Genomic DNA, 26008 nt, shown 5'->3' on the forward strand with positions numbered 1-26008 from the left:
GCAGTATCAACATCCCTCTGACAATGAAAAAGATACTGGGCCTTTTGGCCGTTGCTGGTGCCGCGTTTTTCGCCGCCCCCGCACAAGCGCAGACTACCACTACCGATATGCAAAGCCAGCAGCAACGCTCGGCCGATGCCAAAGCAGCGCTACGTGAGCAGAAGCAACAATCAGCCGCTAGCCGCGATGCCGTGCGTGAGAGCAAACGCGAGGTGAAAGATCAGCGCAATGCCATGAAAGCGCAAAAAGCGCAAATGAAAGAACAGAAGATGGTGGCCAAGCAAGCCAAGCAGCAAGAGAAAATGGCCCGTCAGCAAGCACAAGCTGAAAAACAAGCCTTGAGCGCGCAGAAAAAAGCAGCCCGCGCCGAAAAGAAAGCGGCAAGTATGTAGTTGGTGCCACGGAGGCGACTTTTTCCCTACTTCTTCGTAAAGACAGCTCCGGCCTCATGGTCGGAGCTTTTTTTGTACCTCTACCTCTGCCTGCTCCCATGGCCTCTTCCCCGACTAAAAACACCGTCATGTACTACCCCTGGCACCACTTCGTGCTGTTTCCGGCGGCTTTCATTTTGGCTGCTTATGGCGTACGGCGCTACGTGGATGTAGCTGGCAACGACTCGGAGGACTCGCGGTTGTGGTTTACGGTGGCGGCGTTGGCCGTGGTAGGGCTAGGCGTATTATTGATGCTCCGGCAGCACTATGCCCTCACGTTGCAGGACCGCATCATCCGGCTAGAATTGCGCCAGCAGTATTTTGAAGCCACAGGCCAGAGCCTGCGCCCCTTGGAAGGTCAGCTTACCCTACCCCAGATCCTCAGCCTGCGTTTTGCTGGCGACGCCGAGTTGCCCGCACTCGTGCAAGCAGCTATTCGGGAGAAACTGTCGGCCAAAGACATTCAGGCCCGTATTCAGGATTTCCACTTCGACCACATGCGGGTTTGAGTGGTAGCTTTGCCACTATGTTTTTGCTTTCCCTTACCTATCTGGTCCCCCTTGAGGAGATAGAGCCGCTGATGGCGCCGCACATGACGTGGGTAGACACGCACTACCAAACGGGCACCTTGCTGCTCTCGGGCCGCAAAGTACCGCGTACCGGAGGCGTACTCCTGGCCCGCGCCGAGAGCCGGGAAGCCATAGAGGCCATCGTAGCCGCCGACCCATTTACGCAGGCCGGTGCCGTGCGCTACGATATCATCGAATTTACGCCTACCCGCATAGCGCCCGGCGCTGGCGAGGCCTGGCTTGATTAATCTTTTACTTTTCCCGAATGATTTTATACAACGTAACCAGCAGTATTGACCCAGAAGTAGCTGAAGCATGGATGGAATACGTCCGCGACGTGCACATGCCGGAAGTAATGGCCACGGGCTTCTTTGTGAAACACCAGCTCTGCCGCCTGCTCAACGAAGAAAACGACGGCTATACCTACGCTGCCCAGTACTACGCCCTCGGCCTAGAACAACTCGAAACCTTTCAAAACGCCTTCGAACCTGGCCTCAACGCCACGCTGGAAACCCGGTTTCCCGGCCAGTTTATCTCCTTCCGCACGGTACTGGAGATTATTGAGTAAAAGGTGAAATTGTGAGGTGGTGAAGTGGTGAATAACAGAGTGCCTGTCTTCCTGAGCGCAGCGAAGGACCTTTTCACGTGTGAACGATTGTTGAAACAACGACTTGTTCTCGCGTAAAAAGGTCCTTCGCTGCGCTCAGGATGACAGGCACTTTGTTATTCACAACTTCACCACCTCACACCCTCACAACTTCACTATTTCCACTCCCGCAGTTGATCGGCTGACAGGTTGCCGTTGAGCCATTCGGGGTCGAGTTGGGCGCCTAGCTTTTGGTAGAAGCCGATGGCGGGCTCGTTCCAGTTGAGTACCTGCCACTTCATACGCTGAGCACCGGTGTCGCGGGCTTCGGCTACTACTGCCCCAAACAGCGCCCGGCCCAGACCGGTACCGCGGGCGGCTTCTGTTACCACTAAATCTTCCAGGAAAAGCATCTTACCCTTCCAGGTGGAGTAGGCAGTGTAATAAAGCGCAATGCCGATAATCTCGTGGGCGGTGTTTTCGGCCACAAAGAATTTGAAAATTGGCTCCGGACCAAAGCCGTCGCGCTGCATATCGGCCAGGGTATTGGTGACTTCCTGCGGGGCGCGCTCGTACTCGGCCAACTCCTGAATCAGGGCCAATACTTGCGGCAAATCGGCTTCCACGCCCCGCCGGACGGTGATAGAGGACGGAATAGACATCAGCAAAAAAGTAAACAGGTGGAAAACAATGACGCCCGGTTGCGGCGAAAGGGCCGTAACCGGGCGTTGGCACAGGCCAAATGGCCCATATTACATCTGCGGCTGCATCTTTTTGATGTCTTCCGTCGCATTCACCGCGTTGATTTCGCGGGTTGCAGGGTTTTCGGGGGCCGTTTTGCCGCCAGTAGTGTCGGGCTCGGGTGGCAGCGGGGGTAGGGGCTCCACAGCCACCTCATCTTGTCTCTTGTAGTCGGGGTTGCTGCACGAAGCAATCGACAGCAGCGAAGCACCGGCCAGCAGACCGATCAGAAGCGTATTTTTCATATAAAACCGAAATGACACGGGCATTGACGTTTGGAAGCGCAAGATACGGTGAGATAGTGAGATGGTGAAATGACGAGCTTACGAAGAGGTGAATGAACAAACCACCTGTCATCCTGAGCTTGCGAAGGACCTTCTCACGTGAGAACGAATCGTTGGTGCGCCTGTCGTGCAGATGTTATAAGGTCCTTCGCAAGCTCAGGATGACAGACGCTTTTCACTTCACAAACTCACTACCTCACTTCCCATACGGATTCACGCCCATGTTCTGGTAGGCGAAGGTCCAAATGTCGGTCCATTCGTCTATCTGGAGCTGGGTGCTTTTGCCCGCGCCGTGGCCGGCGTTGGTGTCTACCCGGATGAGCTGCGGGTTGGAACCGGCGTCGGCGGCTTGCAGGGCGGCGGCAAACTTGAAGGAGTGCGCAGGCACTACCCGGTCGTCGTGGTCGGCGGTGGTAATGAGGGTAGCGGGATAGTTGGTGCCGGCCTTCAGGTTGTGCAGGGGCGAGAACTTATAGAGATTCTGAAACTGGTTGTAGTTGTCGGAGGTGCCGTACTCGGGTATCCAGTTCCAGCCAATCGTAAACTTCTGGTAGCGCAGCATATCCATTACGCCCACTGCCGGAAACGCCACGCGGGCCACGTCGGGGCGCTGCGTCATGGTGGCGCCTACCAACAGGCCACCATTCGAGCCGCCCGCTATAGCAAGATGCGCCGGATTGGTATAGCCCTGAATGGTTAGGTATTCGGCAGCGGCAATGAAGTCGTCGAATACGTTTTGCTTATTAGGCGTCATGCCCGCTTGGTGCCACTCCTCGCCATACTCGCCCCCGCCGCGCAGATTTACCACGGCCAGAATGCCGCCGTTTTCCAGCCACAGCATCCGGGCCATGCTGAAGGAAGGTGTGAGGGAGACGTTGAAGCCGCCGTAGCCATAGAGGTAGGTAGGCACCTGCCCATTCAGCTTCACGCCTTTCTTGTGCACAATAAACATCGGAATCTTGGTGCCGTCCTTAGATGCGTAAAACACCTGCGTGGTCACGTAATCGGCTGGGTCCACCTTGGCCGTTGGCGCCTGATACACGGTGCTGGTATTGGTGGTCAGATCGTACTGGTAGATGGTAGTGGGGTGGGCAAAGGACGTGAAGGCATAGTACACCACCTTGTCGGTGCGGTGGCCCTCGAAGCCGGTGGCGGTACCCAGCGCAGGCAGCTCTACATTGTGCAAGGGTTTGCCCTGCTCGTCGAATACCTTCACGGCGCTGCTGGCATCTTGCAGGTAGGTGGCAATCAAGCGGCCACCGGCCTGGCTCACGCCCTCTAGCTTCTGCTCGGCTTCGGGCAGCACATTTTTCCAGTTGGCCGCCTGGGGCCGTTTGGGGTCTACCAGCACTAGGCGGTAGTGTGGTGCCTTGTAGTTGGTGCGCACCAGCAGCTTGCCGTTGGTGGTGCCTACCACATTGTTTTTATAGGAATAGCTGGTAACGAAGGAGGTGAACTTGGTAGCCCGCTTTGGGTCGGTGAGGTCGCGCACGAGTAGGCGGTTGCCGTCGGATTTACCATTGGTGAGGTGCAGCACGGCAAAGCGCCCGTCGTCGGTGGTGGTGAGGTAGCGGAAGCCCAGCGGCATCCGGCGGTCCTCGTACACCAGCTTATCCTGGCTCTGCTTGCTCCCCAGCTTGTGGTAGTACACTTTCTGAAACTGGTTCAGGCCCGCCAAACGGTTGTCATCGCCTTTGGGTGCGTCGTAGCGGCTGTAGTAAAAGCCATCCTTAGCCCAGGCCGCCCCCGATACCTTCACCCAATTGATTTCATCGGATAGGATTTTGCGCGTTTTCAGGTCAATCACGCGGATTTTGCGCCAATCGGACCCGCCCCCAGAGGTAGCGTAGGCCAGGTAGCGGTGGTCGGGTGAGAAGTAGGTGCCGGCCAGCGCGGTGGTGCCGTCGTCGGAGAGCTTGTTGGGGTCGAGTAGCACTTTAGGCTCGCCGCCCTGCACGGGCTGCACATAGAGCACGGCCTGATTTTGCAGGCCGTCGTTTTTAGTGAAATACAGGTGGTCGCCCTCGCGCTGCGGCACGCCGTAGCGCTCATAATTCCACATGCTCGTGAGCCGCTCTTTAATTTGCCCCCGAAACGCAATCTTACTGAAATATTCCGCCGTTACCTGGTTTTCAGCCGCTACCCACTTCTTGGTTTCAGGCGCGTCTGGGTCTTCCAGCCAGCGGTAAGGGTCGGGCACGGGCGTACCGTGGTAGTCGTCTACCCGCTCGCCTTGCGGGGCGGTAGGATATTGTACCGGAATGCGCGGCGCTTGCTTGGCACTAGTAGCCTTCGGACTAGCCGCCGTAAAGCCTCCCTGCGGCCCCGCCGAGCGGCAAGAGGTCACGGCCAGCAACGTGAGGAGCGGGAGAGTAAATTTATTCATGCAGATATAGTTGGGAGCAGGGCAATGAATATACCAACCAAGTGCATTTCAATCTTGTTATAGTGAAATCACTATTCACAAAATCTTATACAATACGCCGGCATTACTGAGCGCTCCGCATTCTTCCTACCTTCGGAATCACCTGAATTAGAAAGCGTTTGTTGTCGCCCTCGCGGCGCCCGGCGTAGCGACCAGTGCCATAGAAACCGCTGCCGCTGATGACCAGTTCAATGCTTTTGTCCTGGGTGAAATCGAGGCCATTCTGCTTCCAGAAGTTCAGTAAGCTGAGGGCACGGCGGTAGCTGAGCTGATAGGTAAGCTGCTCTTCGCGGGCGTTACGCGGGTCGCCCCGGGGGTAGCGGGCGGCCATGCCTTCCACAATCACGAGGTAGCGCACGGGCTGGTCAGTCTTGATGCTCTTGAGCACCTTACGCAACGTGCGCCCCGCCTGAAGTAGAGCTGGCTTATAGCGCTCCTCAATTACGTCTTGTCCTGATTTAAACTGCACTGGCACGAGCAGCTCGTGACGCTCATTCGCAGGGTCGTACTTGAAGTATTTGCCTTCCAGCTGCTGCAAGGAGCGTTTGATCTTGTTGATTTGCTCCAGCTCCTGCGCTTTGGCCTTTAACTCACCGTTGGCCTGCTTCAGCTCTCCTTCGCGGTCTTTGAACAGCTTGAAGCTGTAGACAAATAGCACCAGCATCACCACAAACAACGACGTCATCAGGTCCACGTAGCTGGGCCAGAAGAAGTCGGAAGATTGTTGGCGGTTATCGTTCATGTAGTGGACCCCTCCCCCCCGGCCCCCTCCCCTCCGGGAGAGGGGGAGCCTGACGGGTGAAATATTAAATATTGATTGTCAAACGTTTGTTGGCCGATATTCATAATTTTCTCTCGGCTCCCCCTCTCCCGGAGGGGAGGGGGCAGGGGGTGGGGTCATACCGGCCGCACGCCCCCAAACAACTTATCCATAAACCGCTGCCAACGGTTCTTGGACGTGGCTTTTACCAACACCGTATTCAGCGCCGAAAGCTCCGCGAGTAGCTTGGCGTCTACCTGCGAGTCGATTTCTATTTTGCGCAATAGCTCGCGTTGAGTGGCCGTCACGTCGCGGAAGAGGGCTTGCTGGTTGGCTTGCACATCTTTCAGCGGGTCGAGCTGCTTGAGGATACGCTCGAAGACGTTGTCCTGGTTGAGGCGACGGAAGTAGTCGCCCCACTTTTCGTAGGCTTGCTGGGCGTCGCGCTCGTGCTGGTTGAGGCGCTGCTGCATGAGGTCGGTGAGGCGCAGGGTAGCCGTGTCGAAGTACTGCTCGGTGCGGGCGGCCAGGTTGTCCATCTCCGTTTGGTGGCGCTGGAAAAACGACAACTGGTGCTGCACAATGTTGCTCTGCTGCCCAATGTACTGCCCTACATTGTTGATGCCACGCTCAAAACCGCTGAGGCGGTCCAGGATGCTGTGTACCGCCTGCGCTACCTGCGCGCCCTCGGCCAGCATCTGGTTCAACTGCTGCTGGTAGCCCGTAAACTGCCCAAACAGCTCCGCCGACTCGCGTACCTTATCGAACACGGCAATGTTGGCCTTTGCCATTTGGTCGTACCCAATTTTATCCAGCGCCTCCAGAAAGCGGCTTTGCACCTGAATATTGTTGGTGAGCTTGTCCATAATCGGCTCAAACAGCGTCACCTTGCCCACAAAATCCTGATTAAAAGCGTCCAGCACACCCTTTAGCGTGCTCAGGCTGCTCGACATATCATCGTGCAGAATGGGTAGCAGCCGCGCTTGCAAGAAGGTATAGTATTGGTTCTGGTGCTGGTCGAGGAGCTGGCGGGCGCGACGCACCACATTGTTGCCAAGCAGTGTTAGCAACAGCCCCACGAAAGAACCCGTCATGGCAATGAGCACGCCAGTCAGGAAAGGCGTCAGCGCATTTTCATCCGATACGCCGTTGCGCGCGATGCCCACAAGGCCCAGAATTACGCCTAGGAATGTGCCGAGCAAGCCGAGGTAAAGCGGCGTGGCCACGTTGGCCTGGGTGGCATTGTCGAGCACTTGGGCTTGGCGGGCGGCAATGTCTTTGAGAATATCGAAGTTGGATGCGGCGCCTTTGTTGTGGTAGAGGTAGGCGTTGGTGTCGCGCAGGATGTCGGTAAACTCCGGGGAGGCCGCGTCCGCCTTAATCATGTCGACAGGGTAGGCGCCCTCGGGCGCATCGGCAGCATAGTCGGGTAGGTCGCGGCCGTCGGGCAGCAGTAGGCGGCGCTCCAGGCGTAACGTGTGGCGCTCGGGGTAGAGCTGCCCGAGCCGTAGGGCCTGGGCTTTGGTTTGCAGAAACGTGCGGATTTGCAAGCCCACCACCACCAGCACCACCGCTATTTCAAGGATAATTTCGAGCATGAGGAAGTGAAAAAGCAACGAATAGCTAAAGCTATAAACAATCTGTCATCCTGAGCGCAACGCAGTGGAGCGAAGGACCTTCTCCCGTCCAACGAGTCGTTCCTACGACAGTCGTTTCAGCGTGAGAAGGTCCTTCGCTCCACTGCGTTGCGCTCAGGATGACAGCCGGGTGTGTTTACTCAAAATGCACCACGGCTTTTTGCTCGATATGCCAGGCACCACCTTGTTTGCGTAGCGTGCCCGGCTCATCGTTGATGATATACGACACCGGTCCGCTGGGCTGCGGGTAGCGGCAAGCGTCGCGCAGGGAGTACTGCGCACTCTGGATAGCGTAGGCATGTACGCTCGGGTCAGGGTTCACCTGGAAGGTAGCCGTATCCGGCTTGTTGGAATCAAGCGTGATTTCGTAGATGCTGTCGTGTTGCGCCTCCTCTAGAAAGTCGTATTCACTGAAAATGCCATTTACCGGTACCTTGGCATACACGTAGCGCACCGAAGCCGGTGCCGCCGCCACCGAAGCATACGACTCGGGCGCTGGTAGCTGCACGGGTGGCACCAAGCTGTCGAACTCATCCCGCGGCGAGGCCGAAGGCGGGCCCGCCGGAATGGGCATTTCCAGATGTGGCGCAGCAGGCGGAGCGTAAGCCGAAGGCGCGGCAGCGATATTGTCAAACGCCGGGGTAGCAGGCTGTGGCGTTTCGACAGGCGCCGATGCTACTGGAGCAGGTTGCTGGGTAGCAGGCTTAGCGGGAGCAGGTGGTGTAACTGGGGTAGATGGCGCAGGCTTTTCAGTTGACCCAGCGTTGAAACCCTGGGCTACAGAGCGGCTGTCTGTAGTTGGCTGGCGCTCGATTGGTGCTGGCGTTTTTTGGGGTGCCGCTACGTAGCCTAGCCCTTCATCCTCAGAACTATCAAAGTCTTGCCCTAGCTCCTCCGCTACGCGCTGTTGCACTATCTTCTCAATCTCGGCGCGCAACTCCGGCGTGAGGCGCTTCGAGGAAAAAGTACCGCCGGGTGCCGTCGACACATTCTGCCCGGCCGATTTCAGCTTCTCCAGCTCGTCACGATGCCGGTCCATGCGGACGTTTAGATTGCGCATGCTGCTGCGCAACAACCAAAACAGCACGAGGCTCAACAGAGCCAAAATGAACGCAATGGGTGCAAACAAACTGCTCATAACACCTTCTTTATTGCCGGCGGGTGCGGGCGTTGCATAATTAGGGTTTTCCTCGGGGCCGGCATCGGCGGGCGCGGCGGCGGTGGCTTCGTCGGTGCTGGTGTCGGGGGTAGCTTCGGCGTTGAGGCTGCTGCTCACATCGGCGGGCGGCGTGCCGTTTTCCACGTAGTTGTTCAGCGAAGCGGCCAGCGCATCTACGGCCTGTATGCGGGCGGGGCTACCCTTTCGGCTGGGTGAGGCCTTCAGTTTGTTGATGATTTCCGTTGTCAGCTTTTGTAGGCGCGACTTATCTGAACCCAAGCCCTTGTACATAGCGCCCCTACCCTCCAGCGGCTGATAAAGCAGGCTATATACCTTTTGACTATCGGCCTTGATGCTGTTTTCCAGTTGCTTCAAGGAACCACCACAGTTTACGCCGTTCTTCAAGTTGGGCCGCCCGGTGTCGTCATACACAAACTTTATCGCCGCACACCAGATCTGCGCCTTCTGCTCATCCAGAGTAGGCTGGCCGAGTTGAGTTTGGGCGTGGGTGAGGGTAGTGGAAAGGAGTAAGCAGGCAGGTAATACTAGGTAACGAAGAACCTTCATAAGGAAAGTTGAGAATTTTCGGCAAAAAGTTTATTAATAATAATACAGCCACTCACATATCCCACACGATATTTAATTTTCCTTTTTTCACTCCACATGGAACATAACAGATATATCCAGGCGCATTTTGATAAAAATCGAAGAACATCTTCGGCTTGCTAACCTCTCCTCTATTTATATTAAAGTATGTTATGGTATCACTTCTACTACAGGCTCTACTTTTATCAAGTAATCCCGCTTTAGTTGGCTCTTTCTCCGTTACATATATTAATGCATTATCATCTATTTCGCCTTCAACTTTCAACCTAACATTGACAGGACTAGAAATATCTTTGTGTTCAAATTTATACACGTGAATACGCGAGACGTCTTTAATTTCTATGGTTCTATTGCCTGTATACAGACTATCAAATCCGAAGAAAAAGAAAATAAATATTCCTATTACCCCTGCTAATAGCAGCCATATTACGGCTGAAAAACGAATCATATCTTTCTACATGAATATATTGTATTTGAATGGCCTAGGACTGAAGCCCTAGGCCATTCACCCTACCCTGGATTCTGCAACTCCCGGCTTAGGTTATACAACGCCTGCTTCAACGGGTAGAAGAACAGCGTTTCCGGAAGTGTCTCGTCCTGGCTGAGCTGGCGGTCTAGCTGGTGCAGGCCCAGGCTGAGACTGTCGTCAATTTCGCGCAGGAGCAGATCTTCTACCCGCTTGCGGTCCACATCCACGCCTACCTCGCGCATCAGCGGGGCTACCTCGTCGCCTTCCAATACCAACTTCAGGAACTTGCGCACGTTGTCGAGCACGTGTTGCTTGAGGTCGGCGTCTACCTGGGGCAACTTCAGACGTTGCTCGTCAATGTCGGCACTTTGCTCAGCGCCGGTGAGCTTCACGGTGCGCACCGCGTCAAAGTCGGCGCGGCTGGAGCTGCTTTCCTCGAACAGCACACCGCCATTGGTAGTGGCCTCCTTGGGATTATCGGCCAGAATGACGCGGAAGTTGTGCGGCGGTTCCTGGCCGGTTACGCCTTTGAAAACGGCTTTCGTAATCTTCTCAATAGACGTCAGGCTGCTGCCACCGGCTAACAAACGCAAGTAGAGGCTACCCTTGCCGGAGAAACAGATGTAGCGCGGCGTTTTGAGGTTGAGTTGCTGCGTGAGCTGCGCCACGTGGTAGATGATGGCCGTGTAGTGCAGGTAGAACAGCACCCGCAGCTGCCGCCCCTTGCCTAAGCCCAGGCTCTGCGAAAAGCGCAGCTTGTCGTCGTACGTGAACAGCAGGCTGGTCACGTCGGCCGAGCCGAAATCAGGGTTTTGCAGGGCGGCGCGGAGGTAGCCTTTGTACTCCTGGTTTTCCTCCGAGTCGGGTAGGCTTTCCACATGCTGCACACCCAGGCGGAGCAGGCCGTTTTGCTTAGGCGCGCCCTGCACGCGGGCGTAGCCGTCGCCCCACAGGTCGTCGCCAGCAAAGCGGAACGACGAACTGAACGCCGGGCGCTGATCAGCAAACACCAGCAAATCGGTGGTACCGCCGCCGATGTCGATGTTCACCACGTTCTCGTCGCGGTTGGGCACTACCTGGTTGGTAGCCGTGAGGTAGTAGTAGGGCGCCACCGATTCGGAAACAAACTGCGTGTTGCGCCGACTGTGGAAAACTTGTTGAAAAGCCTCGTCCCACACTTGCTGGAACTGGTTGCGCAGGAAGGCATCAAAGCTCAGCGGCGCAAACCACACCACCCGCGTATCTTCCAAAATACCGCCGTGCAGCGCCGCTTTATGACGCATCAAAAGCAGAATTTCCTTGAAAAACGCCGCAATGCGCGACACGCCCTGTGGGTCCAGCTCCGCCGACCACTTCAGATTCGTCACAAAACGGTTTTGCGGCGGCTGGCCGGTTTCGGTATTGATGCTAAAGCCGATGTTGATGTTGCTCAGCACTTTGCTCGGCTCGTTGGCGTAGGTATTGGTTTCGCACACGGCCGTCCGAATCGGAAATTCATACACCGACTGCTGCTCCCCGATGATGCTGGGCACAAACTCGCGGTTCTGAATTAGCGGCACGTCGAACAGCTGACCGGGGCCACGCATGTAGCGCTGGTAAGCCGAGTAACCGGTGTCGGGGAGAGGGGCGTTCAGCAACTCTACCTGCACATCTTGCTCGCTGATGGTGAACGGTCGTGGGTGCGCCGACGGTCCATCGGCGTAGGCCACGTGCGTGTTGCTGGTGCCAAAGTCCACGGCGAAGGTGAAGCGGCGGGTGCCACGGTCTACCTCGCGCCAGCGCGGCACAATGAGGCCGCGGGCCGGCTCGCCGTTCAGCACGGCGGGCGGGCACATCAGCTCGGCCAGGTCGAAGTGCGTGCCGGTGATTTCGTAGTAGGTGCTGCCGGCCGTGGACACACTTTTCTGCGTCCGCTCGAAGCGGGTAGCGCGCTTGGAAGCGCCTTGTTCGCTGATGCCCGATCCGTCCACGAAGAACTTTAGGTCGTAGCGACGACTCACCATGGTAGGCGAGTTGTCGGCGTCTACCAGCATCACCTTGTAGAAGTCGTTGTACTCGGGCTGCGAGCGGTGCTTGTAAAACGGAAACACGCCCAGCCCGATGTTGGCCTTCACAATGCGGCCCTTCTCCAAAATCTCCCTACCCTGCGCGTCCTTGGGGTTTTGCGGGTTGGGGTAGTAGCTGCGCTCGAAGGTGATGAAGCGCCCTGCCTGCACCGGAATCCGCAGTTGCACGCGCACGTGGTTCAGGTCGATGGTGAAGGTGAGCAGCTCGGCTAGTTCGTTTTCGGTGAAGTACTCGAAGAACGTTTGCCGCAACGGCAGCAGGTACGGAAACCGCGCCCTACCCTGCGTATCGGCGCCGTACTGAAACGACACTTTGCCGGTGTGGAAACGCTGGGTGTTCAGCTCATAGGGCAGTTCCACCAGAGCGTCTTCCAGGAAGTCGCCCACCGTGAGGTAGGGGTATTTGAAGCCCTTGCCGGGCAGCACGCGGTTTTCCAACGCCAGCTCGTCGAGGTAGGGCACCACGGTGCGGTCGTCCCACGGCTGACCGTTGAGGTAGTTGGCGCCGGGCATGGTCAGATTGGGGCGCAGCACTAGCGGGCGCGGACCATTGCTCACAGCCGCCCGTGTGGGCTGAATAAACAAGTCAGAACTCGTCACAGCCGACTGGTCGGCGCGGCCGGGCAGCGGCACGTTCTTCACGCCCGCCGGATTGCCCTGAATATCAGCCAGCGACGGATACTTAGCCGCGAACTGCTGGGCCGTGTGCTCGCCCTGCATCTGCATCTGGTTGATACGACTACGGTCTAAGGCGGCATACACCGACCCGGCAAACTCGCGGCGTTGCAGCTGGGGGTAGGCCAGAAACAGCTCGTACACAAACTCCTGAAACTGCGGCGAGCGGTCAGCCAGCAGCACAATGTTGTGGTCAAAATAATGGCCGCGGGCCTGGGCGCGTTCCAGCTCCAGCGGCTGGGTATTGGGCGCCGTGAAGAACAACGTCAGCGGCGAAGTACCGCCCAGCAGCCGCGGCCCGCCCGCCAGCTCCGGCGACTCATAGAACACCAGGTACATATCCGAGAAGTCGCGAAACCGCTCGTCTTGCAGAAATAGCTGCAAGGTTTCGCCAAGTAGGCGTGTGCCCTCGTCGGCGCGCATGCGTTGCACTTCGGCCGCCGCATTCCAACGCCGCAACGTGATTTTGCGCCCGGCCTGGGTGTAGAGGTGGTAGTTATAGAGCAGCTCAAACAGGTCCCAGAAGTGCGTCACCAACTCGTGGTATACCGAGTTGGGGTTGCGCTGCCCTTCCCGGGCCACGAAATCAAATGCGGCCTCAAACAGGTGCATCCGCGCAAACGGAGTCGGGATGGACACAGCCACGTTGCGGGCTTTGCTCCCCGTGGGGTCCGTCACGGCGTTGATTTCAGTGCTGGTAATGGGCGCGGTTTTCTGCCAGCCTTGGATTTGCTGGGAACCATTGTTGTGCAGGCGAAGGACTTTGGGCATAGTAGGACCCCACCCCCCAGCCCCCTCCCCTCCGGGAGAGGGGGAGCCAGACGTATGTGGGTTTAGCTAGAATTAACAATTACTAGAAACTACGATTAGTGTCTAGAAAACTAGAAGCTAGTTCCCCTCCTTAGTTAAGGAGGGGCTAGGGGTGGTTGTGGTCATTGCTGCCTCTGCCATCCTGAGCTTGCGAAGGACCTTATCAAGTAAGAACGATTGTCGTTCGGTAGTAATCCAGATGTGATAAGGTCCTTCGTCTCCGCTTGATGCGCGGAATGCTCAGGATGACGGAGGAAACAAGTAAACAACGTCAGCAACGACGCCAACCACCCCAGCTTTGGCTAACGCCAAAACACCCCCTCCTTAGCTAAGGAGGGGAGTTTGCTCTGGCTTACACCACCTTCACCTTCTCCTCAAACCCCTTCTCCGTCACATCATAAAACAGCGCCAGCAGTTTGCGGAAGTTATCCGGCTCGGCGTTGCCCTTGGAGGCGTCGTTGAGTTTGTTGAGGAAATAGTTGTGACTGAGGCCTTTGTTAAAGAACTCGTTCCACTTTTTCTCTACCGGCTTGCCGAGAATCATGGCGTTGAAGTCGTCAGTGCTGAGGTCGAAGGGGCGGAAGGCGCGGCGGTTTTGGGCCAGTTCCTTTAGCCACTCGTCTACCCCGAACTCGGGACTGTGCAGGAAGGTGTTCAGTTCCTTGAAGATGGGCTCGTTGCGCAGGGCGTAGTCCAAGTTCAGGGTGTCGAAGTAGGGCGCCTTATCGGTGGGCAGGTGCTGCTTGTGGTAGCGCGTGAAGTAGAGCAGCTGCGTGAGGCGCTCGGCCACGATTTCGCGGGTTTCGGTAGGCAGGTGCGCAAACTGGATTTCCGGCGCATCGCTTTCCAGGCCGTACTCGTGGAAGTGCGGACCGGAGCGTAGCTCGGCCGTGGGGTAGCGCATGAAGTCCACGATACTCAGGGCTGCCAATAGCTCAATAAGGTGCGCTTTGTTGCGCTGCTGTGTGCCGCCAGGCTGGTTTTCGTAGGGCGTGTCGGGCGTGTCGGCGAGGTAGTAGAGGGCGTCGAGGCCTTGCAGGTTGTGCTCGTAGTAGCTGAGCGCCGCCTTGGTCTTCGTCAGGAAGTTGTTCGACTCGATGATGGCATTGTCCTCCGATTGCAGGGCGAAGTAGGGCATCACCGTTACGGCGCCGGTGGGCGCGTCGCGCAGGTAGCGGGCGTTGCTGAGGCGCGTGTTGTTGTCTTTCAGATTTTTGAGTAACAGTGGGAAGCCCGCCGCGCCCGTACCGCCAAAGATGCTCGACACAAAAAACACCCGGTCGCCCTCCTGGAAGTTGTCGGCGAAGTAGCGCAGTTCCTGCGACTCCACCACCTTGTTCAGCACCACCGAGCCCACGTTGGGCGAGCCGCGGAAGCCAATGGTAAGCGGGCTTTCCAGGTTGTCCTGCGTAAACAACAGCTCCACCAGCGCCTTCGAATCAACGGAAAGCTGGTCGTAGTGCAGATACTGCCGGAAGCTTTGGTTGATGCCGCCAAAGTCGAACACAAACGTATCCTTTACCGACCCGTTCACATCCTGCGAAATGCTGCTCAGCGTGCTGATGTTGGTGCGGAAAAAGCCCTCGTCACGCTGACCCAGGTTATTGTAAATCTGCTGGTAGCTCTTGAGTAGGGCCACCGTACGGTTCATGTCGCCGTTGTGCGCGTCGGGGTCGATGATGATGGGTACCACCCGGTCGCAGTTGGGAAGCTCTACGCCCGCCGCCAGCAACATCGTGAGCGAGCGAATGACGCGGGAGCCCGTGCCGCCAATACCGAATAAAAAGAGTTTAGCCATAAGGATGAAAGTCGTTGAACGAAGCTCCCCTCCTTCGCTAAGGAGGGGATGTTGCCGCGTCGGCGGCAAATGGGGTGGTTGGCGTCGTTGCCGATATTGTTTAGTTGTTTCCTCTGTCATCCTGAGCTTGCGAAGGACCTTCTCACGTCAGGTTTATCAGTGAACGACAATCGTTCTTACTTGAAAAGGTCCTTCGCAAGCTCAGGATGACAGAGGAAACAACGATTGAACTACCCCAAACCCTTCCTTAAAAAAAGGAGGAGAGCTAGTTTGCTAGCTTTTCAGTTTTTAGCTCTAAAACGGCGTCGTACTCGCATTACGCGAGCCGCCTTTCAGAATGAGGGAGAACAGGAAAAACCACAGCAGCCCGTAGAACGCGTTGAATGTGGCCAACCAGTATACATAAGAGTGCGAGGCCACTGCCTGCGCATTGGTTTGCCAGATGACTACTCCAAACGCAATCAGCGCATTCAGGATGAGGAACAGTGCCCAATTGCCGGTTTTGTTGAACGTGGCTACACCTATCGCACGGTTGATGAGGTAATAGAAAATCAGCACCAGCGCTAAGGATACGCCGATAGTGACCAGACCAACGTTAGGGAAAATTACGTCGCGGTAGACAGGGATTTCCGAGGGCGGCTGCGGCGTGCCGATAAGCTCGTAGAGAAAGCGGAAGAGACTTTTCATAGGGTAGCGCGAAACGGATACCGCGCGTTTTGTTAGGCTATGTACGGATAAAAGCGGCGCAAGCGATGCACGAAGCTAGCGCTTCAGGCTATGTGCTACTCGCCCGGTTGCAAGGTGAACGGAATCGTGAAGACGGGCGCTTCGTCTTGCTCGTCGCTCGTCACGGCGGCTACGCCGTCGAGGAGGCTGCTGAGGGCGAAGGTTTTAGCGCCTACCTGGTTGATATTGCTGTCGTTGCGGGTAGTCCACTGCCCTACCCAAGCTGGGCGGCGGTGGTTGAGCAGGAGCTGCAACGGCCGGGCGGCACGGGGCTGCCGCGTGAGGCGCACCTTCACGAAGTGCGAGTATTGGCTTTCCGGGCCGCTACTGTTTTGCGTCTGCGCGTTGGCGGCAAATACATCGGCAACTTTCGCATCGGTGTCCTGACCTGTGAGTTGCAGGTTTTGCTTGAGGTAGGCCACATCGCGGTAGGCGGCGGGTAGGGTTTTCAAGTCTAAGCCCACCACAAACTCCACGGGCTGCGTGGCCGAGGCTTCCTGCACGGCCACCGTGTGGTAGGTAGCGCCAGCGGCGCGCTTGCTGGCGCCCGCATCACCATAGTACCAAGCGCCTTTATTCTGGAAGCGGCTGAGTAGGGACGACGACGGCGTAGGGTACGTCACCCCGAAATGCGCTTGCTGCCCCGGCTGCTTTGTAAGCAGCGCCGCATCAAACTGCCGCACGGCATCGGCCGGACCCATCACCCAGATGTAGTACGGAATCGGCGTGTCGCAGCAATTATTGATGCGCTTAGCACCGGTTTTCAGCGCGGGGTAGAATGCCCCTTTGAAATCAGAAGTGAAACCGTAGACCGATACGGCTAGGTCTGGGCGGCCGGTGCTGTTCAGGGCATCGGTGATGTCAGTTTTGACGTAGGCCTGGTCGCCGGTGCGGGGCGGAGCATAGATGAAGTCCGAAATCAGCACACTCACGGCGCCGGGCTGGTAGTAGTGGCTTACCAGCGTATCCAGAATGGCCGGGATGCTGGTGCTGCTAGCGGCCTCCCGAATGCCGCCACGCACGGTCTGGGAAAGCTGCTGGTAGGAGTCGCGGTAGGGCTTCTCCTTAATGCGATAAAACGTCTTCTGCCGCACCGCCGAGCTGCGGTTCAAGTCCGATAAAAACTGCGCCACATGCTGCTGAAACTGCGTATTCTGCGCATCGGCGCCGGTTTTGGGCATGAAGCCTTCCATTGAGCCCGATACTTCCAGAAACACGTTGGCTTGCGTCAGCGGCTGGGTAGGGGCCGCTGCTGCTGTTTCCGCCGCAGCCGGTGTTTTGGTAGTAGCAGGCTTTTCAACAGCCGCGGCCGTTTCGGCGGTGCCGGTTTCGCCTTTCATGTCCTCGCGGGAGTAGCAACCCGAAAGCAGTACGGTGGCGGCCACTAGTGCCGGTAGAAAGCGGGAGGAGAGAGTCAGGTGCATCGAACCAAGGTAAAGACTGTCGGCCGAAGCCGCAACCTTGCGTACTGTCGCGCAAGGCGGCAGGTTGTGTAGGAACGATGGGATATTAGGAAAATTTTATACTCGAAGCGAAATTAACAGACTAACTATAGTCTATTTCCGTGTTATCCCCGATGTTCAAACTGTGGTTCACGCCCCGAAATGATGAGTCGCTGCCCACGATGCAGTCGTGCATTACGGCTTGACGCAACTCGCTGTAGGAGCCGATAATGGAGTCGCTGAGGACGGTGTGCTGGATGATGGTTTTGTCGCCAATAGCCACGTTGGGGCCGATGATGGAGTTGGAAATCTGGCAGTCCTTGCCAATGCTGACAGGCGGAATGATGATGGTATTGGCAAACTCGGGATACTCGCGGCGGCGCATGGCATCGGGGCGACGCAGCAGGCGGGCGTTGGCTTCGAGCAGGGTTTCCTTGCGGCCGCAGTCAAACCAGCTGTCTACCGTAACGGTCATCATCTCTTCGCCCTGTCGAATCATCAGCATGAGTGCGTCGGTGAGCTGAAATTCATCGTAGGTGCGCAGGTTTTCGTCGATCAGGCGCTCTAGGGCCCCGGCCAACACTTCGGGGTGCGCCAGTTTGTAGAGCCCTACCATGGCGTAGTTCGATTTTGGGATGCGGGGCTTTTCCACCACCTTCAGCACGCGGCCGCCGGGACCGGTTTCTACCAGGCCAAACATGGAGGGCGTTTTCACTTCCTGCACGGCCAGGATAGAGCCGGATGTTTCCAAAATCGCCTTTAGGTCGACGTCTACAATGGTGTCGCCAAGCAGAATCAGCACGCCATCTTCATCGTGGCGGAACTGCTCGCGGGCCAGCCAGAGAGCATGCGCAATGCCTTCGCGGGGGTCTTGCACCACAAACTCGGCGCGCAGTGCGGGATAGTGGCGGCGCACGTAGCGCTTTATTTTTTCGCCCAGGTAGCCAATCACAAACACAAACTCTTCGACGCCGGCGGCCACTACTCGGTCAATAATATGCCCCAGAATGGGCGTACCGGCCACGGGTACCAGCGACTTAGGCTGGGTGTGCGTGTGCGGACGGAGGCGCGAACCAATACCAGCAACAGGAATTATGGCTTTCATGCAAAGGGGAAAAAGCGTACGATTTGCAAAGTAGCAAACCCAGCGGTAGCACGATGCGGCAACTGCTATGGGCCGAATGCGTACGTTGCACCAACTTATGGCTCGTTAGGCAAACCGCCACCCCTAGCCTCAGGTTTTACGTTTCAGTCTTCTCTCCTTTTTTCATCCTTACTCCCTACTCTCTATGAAACGCCTTTTAGTTTACTTTTTTGGCTTGGTCGTGCTGCTCTCACAGTCGTCGTGCGGCTACAACTCTATGGTTGAGAAAGACCAGGCCGTGAAAACACAGTGGGCCCAGGTACAGAACAGCTACCAGCGCCGCGCCGACCTGATTCCGAACCTGGTGAACACCGTGAAAGGTGCCGCCAACTTCGAGAAATCGACCCTGACTGATGTGATAAACGCCCGCGCCAAGGCCACCAGCGTGCAAGTATCGGCTGATAATCTCACTCCTGAGAAGATAAAGCAGTTCCAAGAGGCCCAAAGCCAGGTAAGCGCCGGACTGGGCCGCCTGCTGGCTGTATCGGAAAACTACCCCGATCTGAAAGCCAACGCCAACTTCCAGGAGCTACAAGCGCAGATTGAGGGTACTGAAAACCGCATCAACGTGGAGCGCAACAAGTTCAATACTGTGACGCAGGACTACAACACCTACATCCGCTCCTTCCCGCAGAACCTGTTTGCGGGGCTATTTAAGTTCAGCGAGAAGCCGTACTTTGAGGCAGATGCTGCTTCGCAGAAAGCGCCTACCGTTCAGTTTTAAAAGTAAGCTGATGGCTGTTGGGTGTTAGCTTTCCCAATCGGAATTAGGCTAACACCCAACACCCATCAGCTAACAGCTTATTTATGACTACCCCACTCACCGCGGAGCAGGAAGCCAGCCTGATTGCCGCCATTCAACAGGCCGAGCGTACTACCTCGGGCGAAATTCGGGTACATCTGGAAGACACCTGCCCTACCCCCGAGCCACTGGATCGGGCCGCGCAGGTGTTTGCCGAGCTGGGCATGCACAAAACGGCTCAGCGCAACGGCGTACTGTTTTATCTGGCCTGGCAAACCCGGCAGTTTGCCGTTATCGGCGATGCCGGCATCAATGCCACGGTACCCGACGATTTTTGGGAAACCACCAAAGAGGCCGTTCTAGAGCAATTTCGGGGCAAGCAACTAGCCGCAGGCCTGGCCCGCGGCATTCAGCTGGTAGGCGAGCAACTGCACCGCTATTTCCCCTACGACGCCGCCACCGACCAAAACGAGCTGGACGACTCCATTTCGTACGGTCCTTCTACTTCGCCGCCGCGCCCATGACCTACCCTACCCCTACGCTACCCTTTTCACGTTTGCCAGCCTTTGTTGCCCTGCTGCTGCTGATTCTGAGCAGTTGGCTGCCAGCTACGGCCCAGTCTATCCCGCCGCGGCCCAATCCGCCGCGCTTGGTGAATGACTTGGCAGGCATGATGAGCGCCGACGAGGTAGCCCAACTGGAGCGCAAACTGGTAGCCTACGACGATAGCACCTCCTCCCAGATTGCCGTCGTCACGGTGCCTACCCTCGGTGGCGACGACATTGCCAACTACGCTCAGCAGCTCTACGAAAGCTGGGGCATTGGCCGCAAAGGCGACAACAACGGCATCCTAGTATTGGTGGCCGAGCAGGAACACCGTGCCCGCATCCAAACAGGCTACGGCCTAGAAGGTGCCGTACCCGACGCCTTGGCTAAGCGCATTATCAGCAACACCATTGTGCCTGCCTTCAAGCAGGAGCGCTACTACGAAGGCCTTAACACCGCCACCGACGAGCTCATTGCCCTAGCCAAAGGCGAGTACAAAGCCGACCCCGAGGACCAGCGCCGCAACCGCGACTCGTCGGGTTCGGGCTTTCCATTTTGGCTGATTATCCTAGCCCTGGTGTTGTTCTGGTTCTTGAGCCGGCGCGGTGGGGGCGGTAGAGGCGGCCGCCGTAACCGGGGCAGCGGCGGCATGTTTATCCCACCCGTCATCTTCGGCGACTTTTCCGGCGGCCGCGGCACCTTTGGTGGCGGCGGTGGTGGTTTTGGAGGGGGCGGTGGCTTCGGCGGTTTCGGTGGCGGCAGCTCCGGCGGCGGCGGCGCCAGCGGCAGCTGGTAAGTGGTGGTTTTATAAAGTTGTAAACGCAAAAGCGCCTGTCATCCTGAGCTTGCGAAGGACCTTATCACGCTAGAACGATGCTCGTAGCAACGACTCGTTCAACTAGCAGAAGGTTCTTCGCAAGCTCAGGATGACAGGCGCTTTCGCGTTTATAACTTTATAAAACCACTACTCCCTATCTTACCTTTCATAAAACGGCCTCAGCAAACGCACTACGTCTAAGGCATCAGCAAGCGCCTCATGCGCCACAGTATCATCCTCGAATTTTGCCCGCGCCTTGCAGGTTTGCATAGTGGGTAGGCGCATGTCTTTGTGCCAGTTGAGGTAGAAGGCAGCTGGATCGAGGGTAGCGGGTTCCGTGCGCACCAGCGTGCCATAGCCGGGTAGGCGGCGCAGAAACGGCACATCAAATACCGCCACGTTCTTGCCAGCAATGGTGAACGTGACGCAGTTTTTCTTATCGGTTTTGAAGCCTTGCACCAGAAGAAACTCCCGTAGCTGCGGCAGCAGTTCGTCGGGTGTGCACAGCTCGCGGTTGGGTCCCTTGTGGGCCAGCTCCTCCAGCAGACGTGCATTCAGGGCCAGCGCCCCAGCCGAGCCCACGTATTCGGGGTGGCGCACCACGCGCCGGAAGCCAGGAAGCTCGTGTAGGGGTAGCGGGTGTTTGGAATCTTCCACCACGGCGGCCAGCTCCAGAATCTGGTGCCGCTCGAAGTTGCCGCCGGTGGTTTCGAGGTCGAGGGAGACGTAGCGCATGGTAGGCGCTTACGCAGCCCTACCCCTCTTGGGTGCGGCCGTCAATGATCGTTGCCCATCACCCCGGCCCGGATAGCCACTGACAACTGATTTTCGGCCGGCGGAATCGGGCAGGAGTAGCCAGTGCTGTACGCGCAGTAAGGATTGTATGCTTTGTTGAAATCGAGTAGCACCTTTCCGGTTTTCACGTCGGCAAAGCGCAAATCGATGTACCGCCCGCCACCGTAGCTACCAAAGCCGTTGGTGAGGTCCGTGAAAGGCACCATGAGGTAATCGGCATACGTTGGCACTTTCAGCAAGGCCAGGCTTTGGTACACCGAAAGCCGCTGTGGCTTGCCATGCAGCAGAAACCGCAGCTCCCCGTATTTTCGATACGGCCGCGGCTGATTTGTGCTGGTGCGTATCAAGAACGGTTGTGCCGTTGAGTCGCGCACAAAAGTGGCTGTTACCAACAGGCTGTCGTTGACTGGAAAGAAAGGTAGCCCCTGAAAGGATTTTCGCGCCGCTGCCGGTAGCGGCGAGCGTTGCGGATCGCGGTACTCGGCATTCAACTCTTGTTGAAAAGCGGCTATAGTTTGCGCGTGCGTAAGTGGTTGCTGCCCCTGACTATGGCCCACACTATGGAAGAACAGCATGAAGCCCAAAGCAGAAATAATTCGTAGCATCGATTGAATGAAGTTCGTTATTGAGACTGCAACATAACGAATCAGCGGTAGTCATTTGCGCAAGGCAAAGCACCTGTTTCTGGGTTCCTCGCCAACTGCCACTGTCTACCTACGTACCTTTGCTTTACTATGACCGACACCGCTGCTCCCGCTAAAAAACTCTTCCTGCTCGACGCCTTTGCCCTGATTTATCGCGCCCACTTTGCGTTCAGCAAAAATCCACGCGTGAACTCCAAGGGCCTGAATACGGGTGCTATTCTGGGCTTCACCAACACCCTGGTGGAGGTGCTGCAAAAGGAGCGCCCTACCCACATTGGGGTAGCATTTGATGCGGCCAAAAAGACCTTCCGGCATGAGCAGTTTGCCGATTACAAAGCCCAGCGCCAAGCCATGCCCGAGGATATCGGCCTGGCCATTCCTTATATCAAACAGATTATCAAAGCCTTCCACATTCCCATCCTGATGGTGGAAGGGTTTGAGGCCGACGACGTGATTGGCACCCTGGCCCAACGCGCCGAGGCCCAGGGCTTTGGCGAGGTGTACATGATGACGCCCGACAAAGACTACTGCCAACTCGTAACGGAGTGCGTCAAAATTTATCGCCCTGCTTTTATGGGCAACGCCGCCGAGGTGCTCGATGTAGCCCATGTGCTGCAACGCTTCGAGATTGAGCGGGTAGAGCAGGTGATTGATATTCTGGGCTTGCAGGGCGACGCGTCGGACAATATTCCGGGTATTCCGGGCATTGGCGAGAAGACGGCCAAGAAGCTGGTGCAGGAGTTTGGCTCGGTGGAAAACCTGATTGCCAATGTGGATAAGCTCAAAGGCAAGCAGCAGGAAAACGTGCGCAACTTCGCCGAGCAGGGCTTGATGTCGAAGGAACTGGCCACCATCCACGTAAACGCGCCCATCGAGTTTGAGGCCGAAAAGCTGGTGCTGGACCAGCCCGACGAAGACGAGTTGCGCCGTTTGTTCGATGAGCTGGAGTTCCGGCAGCTGGCTGCCCGCGTGCTGAGTGGCCCGACCGCGCCTACCTCCACGCCTCCGCCCAGCCGCGGTGCCCGCCGCCCTTCTGTACCGGCCTCGCAACAATCGTTGTTTGATGGGCCCGGCATCACAGCCAGCAGCGCCGAGTTGGCCGAGCTAGAGCCCAACGGCCCACGCCGTACCCTGGCCGACGTGCCTCACCAGTACCACCTCATTGATACGCCCGAGGCGCGCCAATCTCTACTCAAACACTTGCTGAAGCAGAAAGAAGTTAGCTTCGACACCGAAACCACCGGCCTCGACACCATGACGGCGCGACTGGTAGGGCTGTCGTTCTCCTGGCTTCCCGGCGAGGCCTACTACGTGCCCGTGCCCCAGGACGATGCGGACGCCGCACAAGCCCTGGTAGATGAGTTTTGCCCGTTTTTCGAGGCCGAAAACATTCTGAAAATTGGTCAGAATATCAAGTACGACCTCACCATCCTCAAGCACTACGGTGTCGAGATTCGCGGGGAGCTGTTTGATACCATGCTGGCCCACTACCTGCTGGAGCCCGACATGCGCCACAACATGGACGTGCTGGCTGAAACCTACCTGCACTACACGCCTGTCAGCATCACAGAGTTAATTGGCCCCAAAGGCAAGAACCAGAAAACTATGGCCGATCTGCCACCCGCCGAGGTGTCGGACTACGCTTGCGAAGACGCCGACGTGACTTTGCAGCTTAAGCATGTATTCGAGCCCAAGCTGAAAGCCCTCAACCAGCTCGACCTGCTGAACGAGGTAGAAAACCCGCTGGTGCCCGTGCTGGCCGCCATCGAGTACGAGGGTGTAAAGATTGATTCTGTGGCGATGGGCGAGTATTCGGCCGAGCTGCAAGGCTATATCACGGAGCTGGAACAGCAGATTTTTGCCGCCGCCGGCGAGGAGTTTAACATTGGTTCGCCCAAGCAGTTGGGCGAGGTCTTGTTTGACCGCATGGGTTTGGGCGGTAACAAAATCAAGAAAACTAAAACCGGCCAATATGCCACCGGCGAGGAGATACTGAGTCAGCTAGCCTCCGAAGCGCCTATTGCCGGCCTTATTCTGGATCATCGCCAACTCACCAAGCTGCGCTCCACCTACGTGGAGGCCCTACCCCAGCTGGTGTGCGAGCTGGACGGGCGCGTGCACACCTCTTTCAACCAGGCCGTAACGGCCACCGGCCGCCTGAGCAGCACCAACCCCAACCTGCAAAACATTCCCATCCGTACCGAGAAGGGTAGGGAAATCCGTAAGGCCTTCGTGCCTCGCGATGCCGACCACGTGCTGCTCGCCGCCGACTACTCGCAGATCGAACTGCGCATTATGGCCGATTTTTCGGGCGACGCCACGATGATTGAGGCTTTTCGTCTGGGGCAGGATATCCACGCCAGCACCGCCAGTAAGGTATTTGGGGTAGGGCTGAACGAGGTAGATGGCGAAATGCGCCGCAAAGCCAAAACCGTCAATTTCGGTATCATCTACGGCATCTCGGCTTTCGGATTAGCCCAACGCCTGAATATTTCGCGTAAGGAGGCCGTCGACATTATCGATGCGTACTTCCAGGAGTTTTCGGCTGTGAAGCAGTTCATGGACGACAGTATCAACAAAGCCCGCGAGCTAGAATATGCCGAAACCCTCCTCGGCCGCCGCCGCTACCTGCGCGACATCAATTCCCGTAATGCGACTTTGCGCGGCTACACCGAGCGCAATGCCATCAACGCCCCTATCCAAGGCACCGCGGCCGACATCATCAAGAAGGCCATGATTGACATTCACCATTGGATAGTGGACCAGAAGCTCGGCACGCGCATGATCCTGCAAGTACACGACGAATTGGTTTTCGATGTACCAAAGGAGGAATTAGAATTGGTAACGCCAAAAATCAAAGAATTGATGGCCAATGCCTTGCTCCTACCCCACGGCGTGCCCTTAGAAGTGGAAGCCGGGACAGGCAGCAACTGGTTACAGGCGCACTAGATTGACTTGTCATTCCGAGCGAAGCGAAGAGTCTGGGCAGTAATCGTCAAGCGTTTTTCCTCCAATGCTTCGCTCCGCTCGGAATAACAATAAAAGCGCAACCCTGCGGTGACTTCGTGTGTTACTTTGCTATCATGCACGAATCAACTTCTTCCTTCGATACAGTCGTTATAGGTGCCGGCCCGGTGGGCTTGGCTTGTGCCCTTGAAATCCAGCGCCGGGGCTTTACCGTGTGCGTGGTCGACAAGGGCGCACTCGTCAATTCCATAGTGGGCTACCCCAACCAGATGGAGTTTTTCTCTACTCCAGAGCTGCTAGAGATTGGGGGCTACCCCATGCCAACCAACCACTACAAACCGCTCCGCGAAGAGGCCCTCGACTATTATCGCCGGGTAGCGCAAGTGGAGAAGCTGCCCTTGCGGCTACACGAACGAGTGCTAGGGCTGGAAGGCGAGGAGAACCACTACGAGGTAGTGACTACCAAAGGCCGCATTGCTACCCGGTTTGTGGTAGTGGCTACAGGCTTCTTCGATGTGCCGGTGAAGATGAACGTGCCGGGCGAGGACTTGCCCAACGTGAGCCACTACTACAAGGAGCCTTACACGCACGTCGACCAGCAGGTGGTGGTGGTAGGGGCGCGAAATTCTTCGGCCAAAGCCGCGTTGCAGTTGCTGCGTGCTGGTGCACACGTTACCATGGTGGTGCGTAGCGCTGAGCTGTCGCCCGCGGTGAAATACTGGATTCGGCCGGACCTAGAGAACCGTATCAAAGAAGGTCGTATCAAAGCGTACTTCAACGCAACCATTCAGGCGATTCGACCAACTGAAATGGATATAGCCACCCCCGATGGCTTCCTTACGCTGCCCGTTGATTTCACCTACGCCCTTACCGGCTACCGTCCCGATTATTCGTTGCTGGACGCCTTAGGCATCACCTCTCAGGACGATGCAGCGCGTACGCCTACCCACGATCAGGAGACGTTTGAGACCAACCGGCCTGGCGTGTACATGGCAGGCACGGTGTGCGGCGGCCTAAATACCAGCCGCTGGTTTATTGAGAATGGCCGTTACCATGCAGCCGTTATTGCAGCCAACTTGGCCGGTGAGGCGGCACCAGCTACTCCACAGATTATTCAGCCGGTCCAGCTCTCGAAGTAGATAAGATTTGAATAAAAAAGACCGGCCTCA

The 26008-nt window shown here is 57.0% G+C and carries 23 protein-coding genes; 9 read left to right on the forward strand and 14 right to left on the reverse strand.

What is annotated here, in order from left to right:
- Positions 1-23: 23 nt before the first annotated feature.
- From J4D97_RS10515 to J4D97_RS10530, 4 genes are all read left to right on the forward strand, one after another.
- Complete coding sequence (locus tag J4D97_RS10515; protein ID WP_208307550.1) at positions 24-392, forward strand: hypothetical protein; 369 nt, start codon at positions 24-26, stop codon at positions 390-392.
- A gap of 98 nt (positions 393-490) precedes the next feature.
- Positions 491-940: a DUF6526 family protein gene (locus J4D97_RS10520; protein ID WP_208307551.1), complete on the forward strand. Its 450-nt coding sequence runs from the start codon at positions 491-493 to the stop codon at positions 938-940.
- A 17-nt stretch (positions 941-957) separates the two neighbouring features.
- Entirely contained in the window at positions 958-1248 is a 291-nt protein-coding gene (locus tag J4D97_RS10525; protein ID WP_208307552.1) for a YciI family protein, read from the forward strand.
- A gap of 17 nt (positions 1249-1265) precedes the next feature.
- Positions 1266-1568: a DUF4286 family protein gene (locus tag J4D97_RS10530; protein ID WP_208307553.1), complete on the forward strand. Its 303-nt coding sequence runs from the start codon at positions 1266-1268 to the stop codon at positions 1566-1568.
- 194 nt (positions 1569-1762) lie between these two features.
- Here J4D97_RS10530 and J4D97_RS10535 read toward each other — a convergent pair whose 3' ends face one another.
- From J4D97_RS10535 to J4D97_RS10590, 12 genes are all read right to left on the reverse strand, one after another.
- Complete coding sequence (locus J4D97_RS10535; RefSeq protein WP_185282215.1) at positions 1763-2248, reverse strand: GNAT family N-acetyltransferase; 486 nt, start codon at positions 2246-2248, stop codon at positions 1763-1765.
- A gap of 90 nt (positions 2249-2338) precedes the next feature.
- Positions 2339-2572, reverse strand: coding sequence for a hypothetical protein (locus J4D97_RS10540; protein ID WP_185282214.1), 234 nt, complete (start codon positions 2570-2572; stop codon positions 2339-2341).
- Between the two features lie 235 nt (positions 2573-2807).
- Positions 2808-4997, reverse strand: a complete 2190-nt coding sequence (locus J4D97_RS10545) for a prolyl oligopeptidase family serine peptidase (RefSeq protein WP_208307554.1) — start codon at positions 4995-4997, stop codon at positions 2808-2810.
- Positions 4998-5100: 103 nt separating this feature from the next.
- Positions 5101-5778, reverse strand: a complete 678-nt coding sequence (locus J4D97_RS10550) for a hypothetical protein (protein ID WP_208307555.1) — start codon at positions 5776-5778, stop codon at positions 5101-5103.
- Between the two features lie 155 nt (positions 5779-5933).
- Complete coding sequence (locus J4D97_RS10555; protein WP_208307556.1) at positions 5934-7394, reverse strand: hypothetical protein; 1461 nt, start codon at positions 7392-7394, stop codon at positions 5934-5936.
- Between the two features lie 175 nt (positions 7395-7569).
- Positions 7570-9159, reverse strand: coding sequence for a hypothetical protein (locus tag J4D97_RS10560; protein ID WP_208307557.1), 1590 nt, complete (start codon positions 9157-9159; stop codon positions 7570-7572).
- 52 nt (positions 9160-9211) lie between these two features.
- The gene (locus J4D97_RS10565) at positions 9212-9646 is read right to left on the reverse strand and encodes a hypothetical protein (protein WP_208307558.1); all 435 of its coding nucleotides are present in this window, start codon (positions 9644-9646) and stop codon (positions 9212-9214) included.
- Positions 9647-9708: 62 nt separating this feature from the next.
- Positions 9709-13179, reverse strand: a complete 3471-nt coding sequence (locus J4D97_RS10570) for a hypothetical protein (RefSeq protein ID WP_208307559.1) — start codon at positions 13177-13179, stop codon at positions 9709-9711.
- Positions 13180-13570: 391 nt separating this feature from the next.
- Positions 13571-15016, reverse strand: coding sequence for a hypothetical protein (locus tag J4D97_RS10575; RefSeq protein ID WP_208307560.1), 1446 nt, complete (start codon positions 15014-15016; stop codon positions 13571-13573).
- Between the two features lie 294 nt (positions 15017-15310).
- Complete coding sequence (locus J4D97_RS10580) at positions 15311-15703, reverse strand: hypothetical protein (RefSeq protein ID WP_208307561.1); 393 nt, start codon at positions 15701-15703, stop codon at positions 15311-15313.
- A gap of 95 nt (positions 15704-15798) precedes the next feature.
- Positions 15799-17166, reverse strand: coding sequence for a hypothetical protein (locus tag J4D97_RS10585; RefSeq protein ID WP_208307562.1), 1368 nt, complete (start codon positions 17164-17166; stop codon positions 15799-15801).
- Between the two features lie 121 nt (positions 17167-17287).
- Positions 17288-18289: a sugar phosphate nucleotidyltransferase gene (locus J4D97_RS10590; protein WP_208307563.1), complete on the reverse strand. Its 1002-nt coding sequence runs from the start codon at positions 18287-18289 to the stop codon at positions 17288-17290.
- 184 nt (positions 18290-18473) lie between these two features.
- On the opposite strand from J4D97_RS10590, the gene J4D97_RS10595 reads away from it, so the two are divergent.
- The 3 genes from J4D97_RS10595 (at position 18474) to J4D97_RS10605 (ending at position 20412) form a co-directional block, all read left to right on the forward strand.
- Positions 18474-19052, forward strand: a complete 579-nt coding sequence (locus tag J4D97_RS10595; protein WP_185282201.1) for a LemA family protein — start codon at positions 18474-18476, stop codon at positions 19050-19052.
- 83 nt (positions 19053-19135) lie between these two features.
- Entirely contained in the window at positions 19136-19594 is a 459-nt protein-coding gene (locus J4D97_RS10600; protein ID WP_185282200.1) for a TPM domain-containing protein, read from the forward strand.
- 32 nt (positions 19595-19626) lie between these two features.
- The gene (locus J4D97_RS10605; protein WP_243900259.1) at positions 19627-20412 is read left to right on the forward strand and encodes a TPM domain-containing protein; all 786 of its coding nucleotides are present in this window, start codon (positions 19627-19629) and stop codon (positions 20410-20412) included.
- A 180-nt stretch (positions 20413-20592) separates the two neighbouring features.
- Here J4D97_RS10605 and J4D97_RS10610 read toward each other — a convergent pair whose 3' ends face one another.
- Together J4D97_RS10610 and J4D97_RS10615 are read right to left on the reverse strand one after the other, a co-directional pair.
- A complete protein-coding gene (locus tag J4D97_RS10610; protein ID WP_208307565.1) occupies positions 20593-21168 on the reverse strand; it encodes a hypothetical protein in 576 nt (191 codons plus the stop codon).
- A gap of 41 nt (positions 21169-21209) precedes the next feature.
- Positions 21210-21833 (reverse strand): DUF1684 domain-containing protein, encoded by a 624-nt coding sequence (locus J4D97_RS10615; RefSeq protein ID WP_243900260.1) that lies wholly within the window; start codon positions 21831-21833, stop codon positions 21210-21212.
- 129 nt (positions 21834-21962) lie between these two features.
- Here J4D97_RS10615 and polA point away from each other — a divergent pair, with 129 nt between their 5' ends.
- Positions 21963-24821: a DNA polymerase I gene (gene polA / locus J4D97_RS10620; RefSeq protein ID WP_208307566.1), complete on the forward strand. Its 2859-nt coding sequence runs from the start codon at positions 21963-21965 to the stop codon at positions 24819-24821.
- A gap of 134 nt (positions 24822-24955) precedes the next feature.
- Complete coding sequence (locus J4D97_RS10625; protein WP_208307567.1) at positions 24956-25978, forward strand: YpdA family putative bacillithiol disulfide reductase; 1023 nt, start codon at positions 24956-24958, stop codon at positions 25976-25978.
- The last annotated feature ends 30 nt before the right edge of the window (positions 25979-26008 follow it).

The organism is Hymenobacter defluvii, assembly GCF_017589435.1.
Lineage (GTDB): Bacteria > Bacteroidota > Bacteroidia > Cytophagales > Hymenobacteraceae > Hymenobacter > Hymenobacter profundi.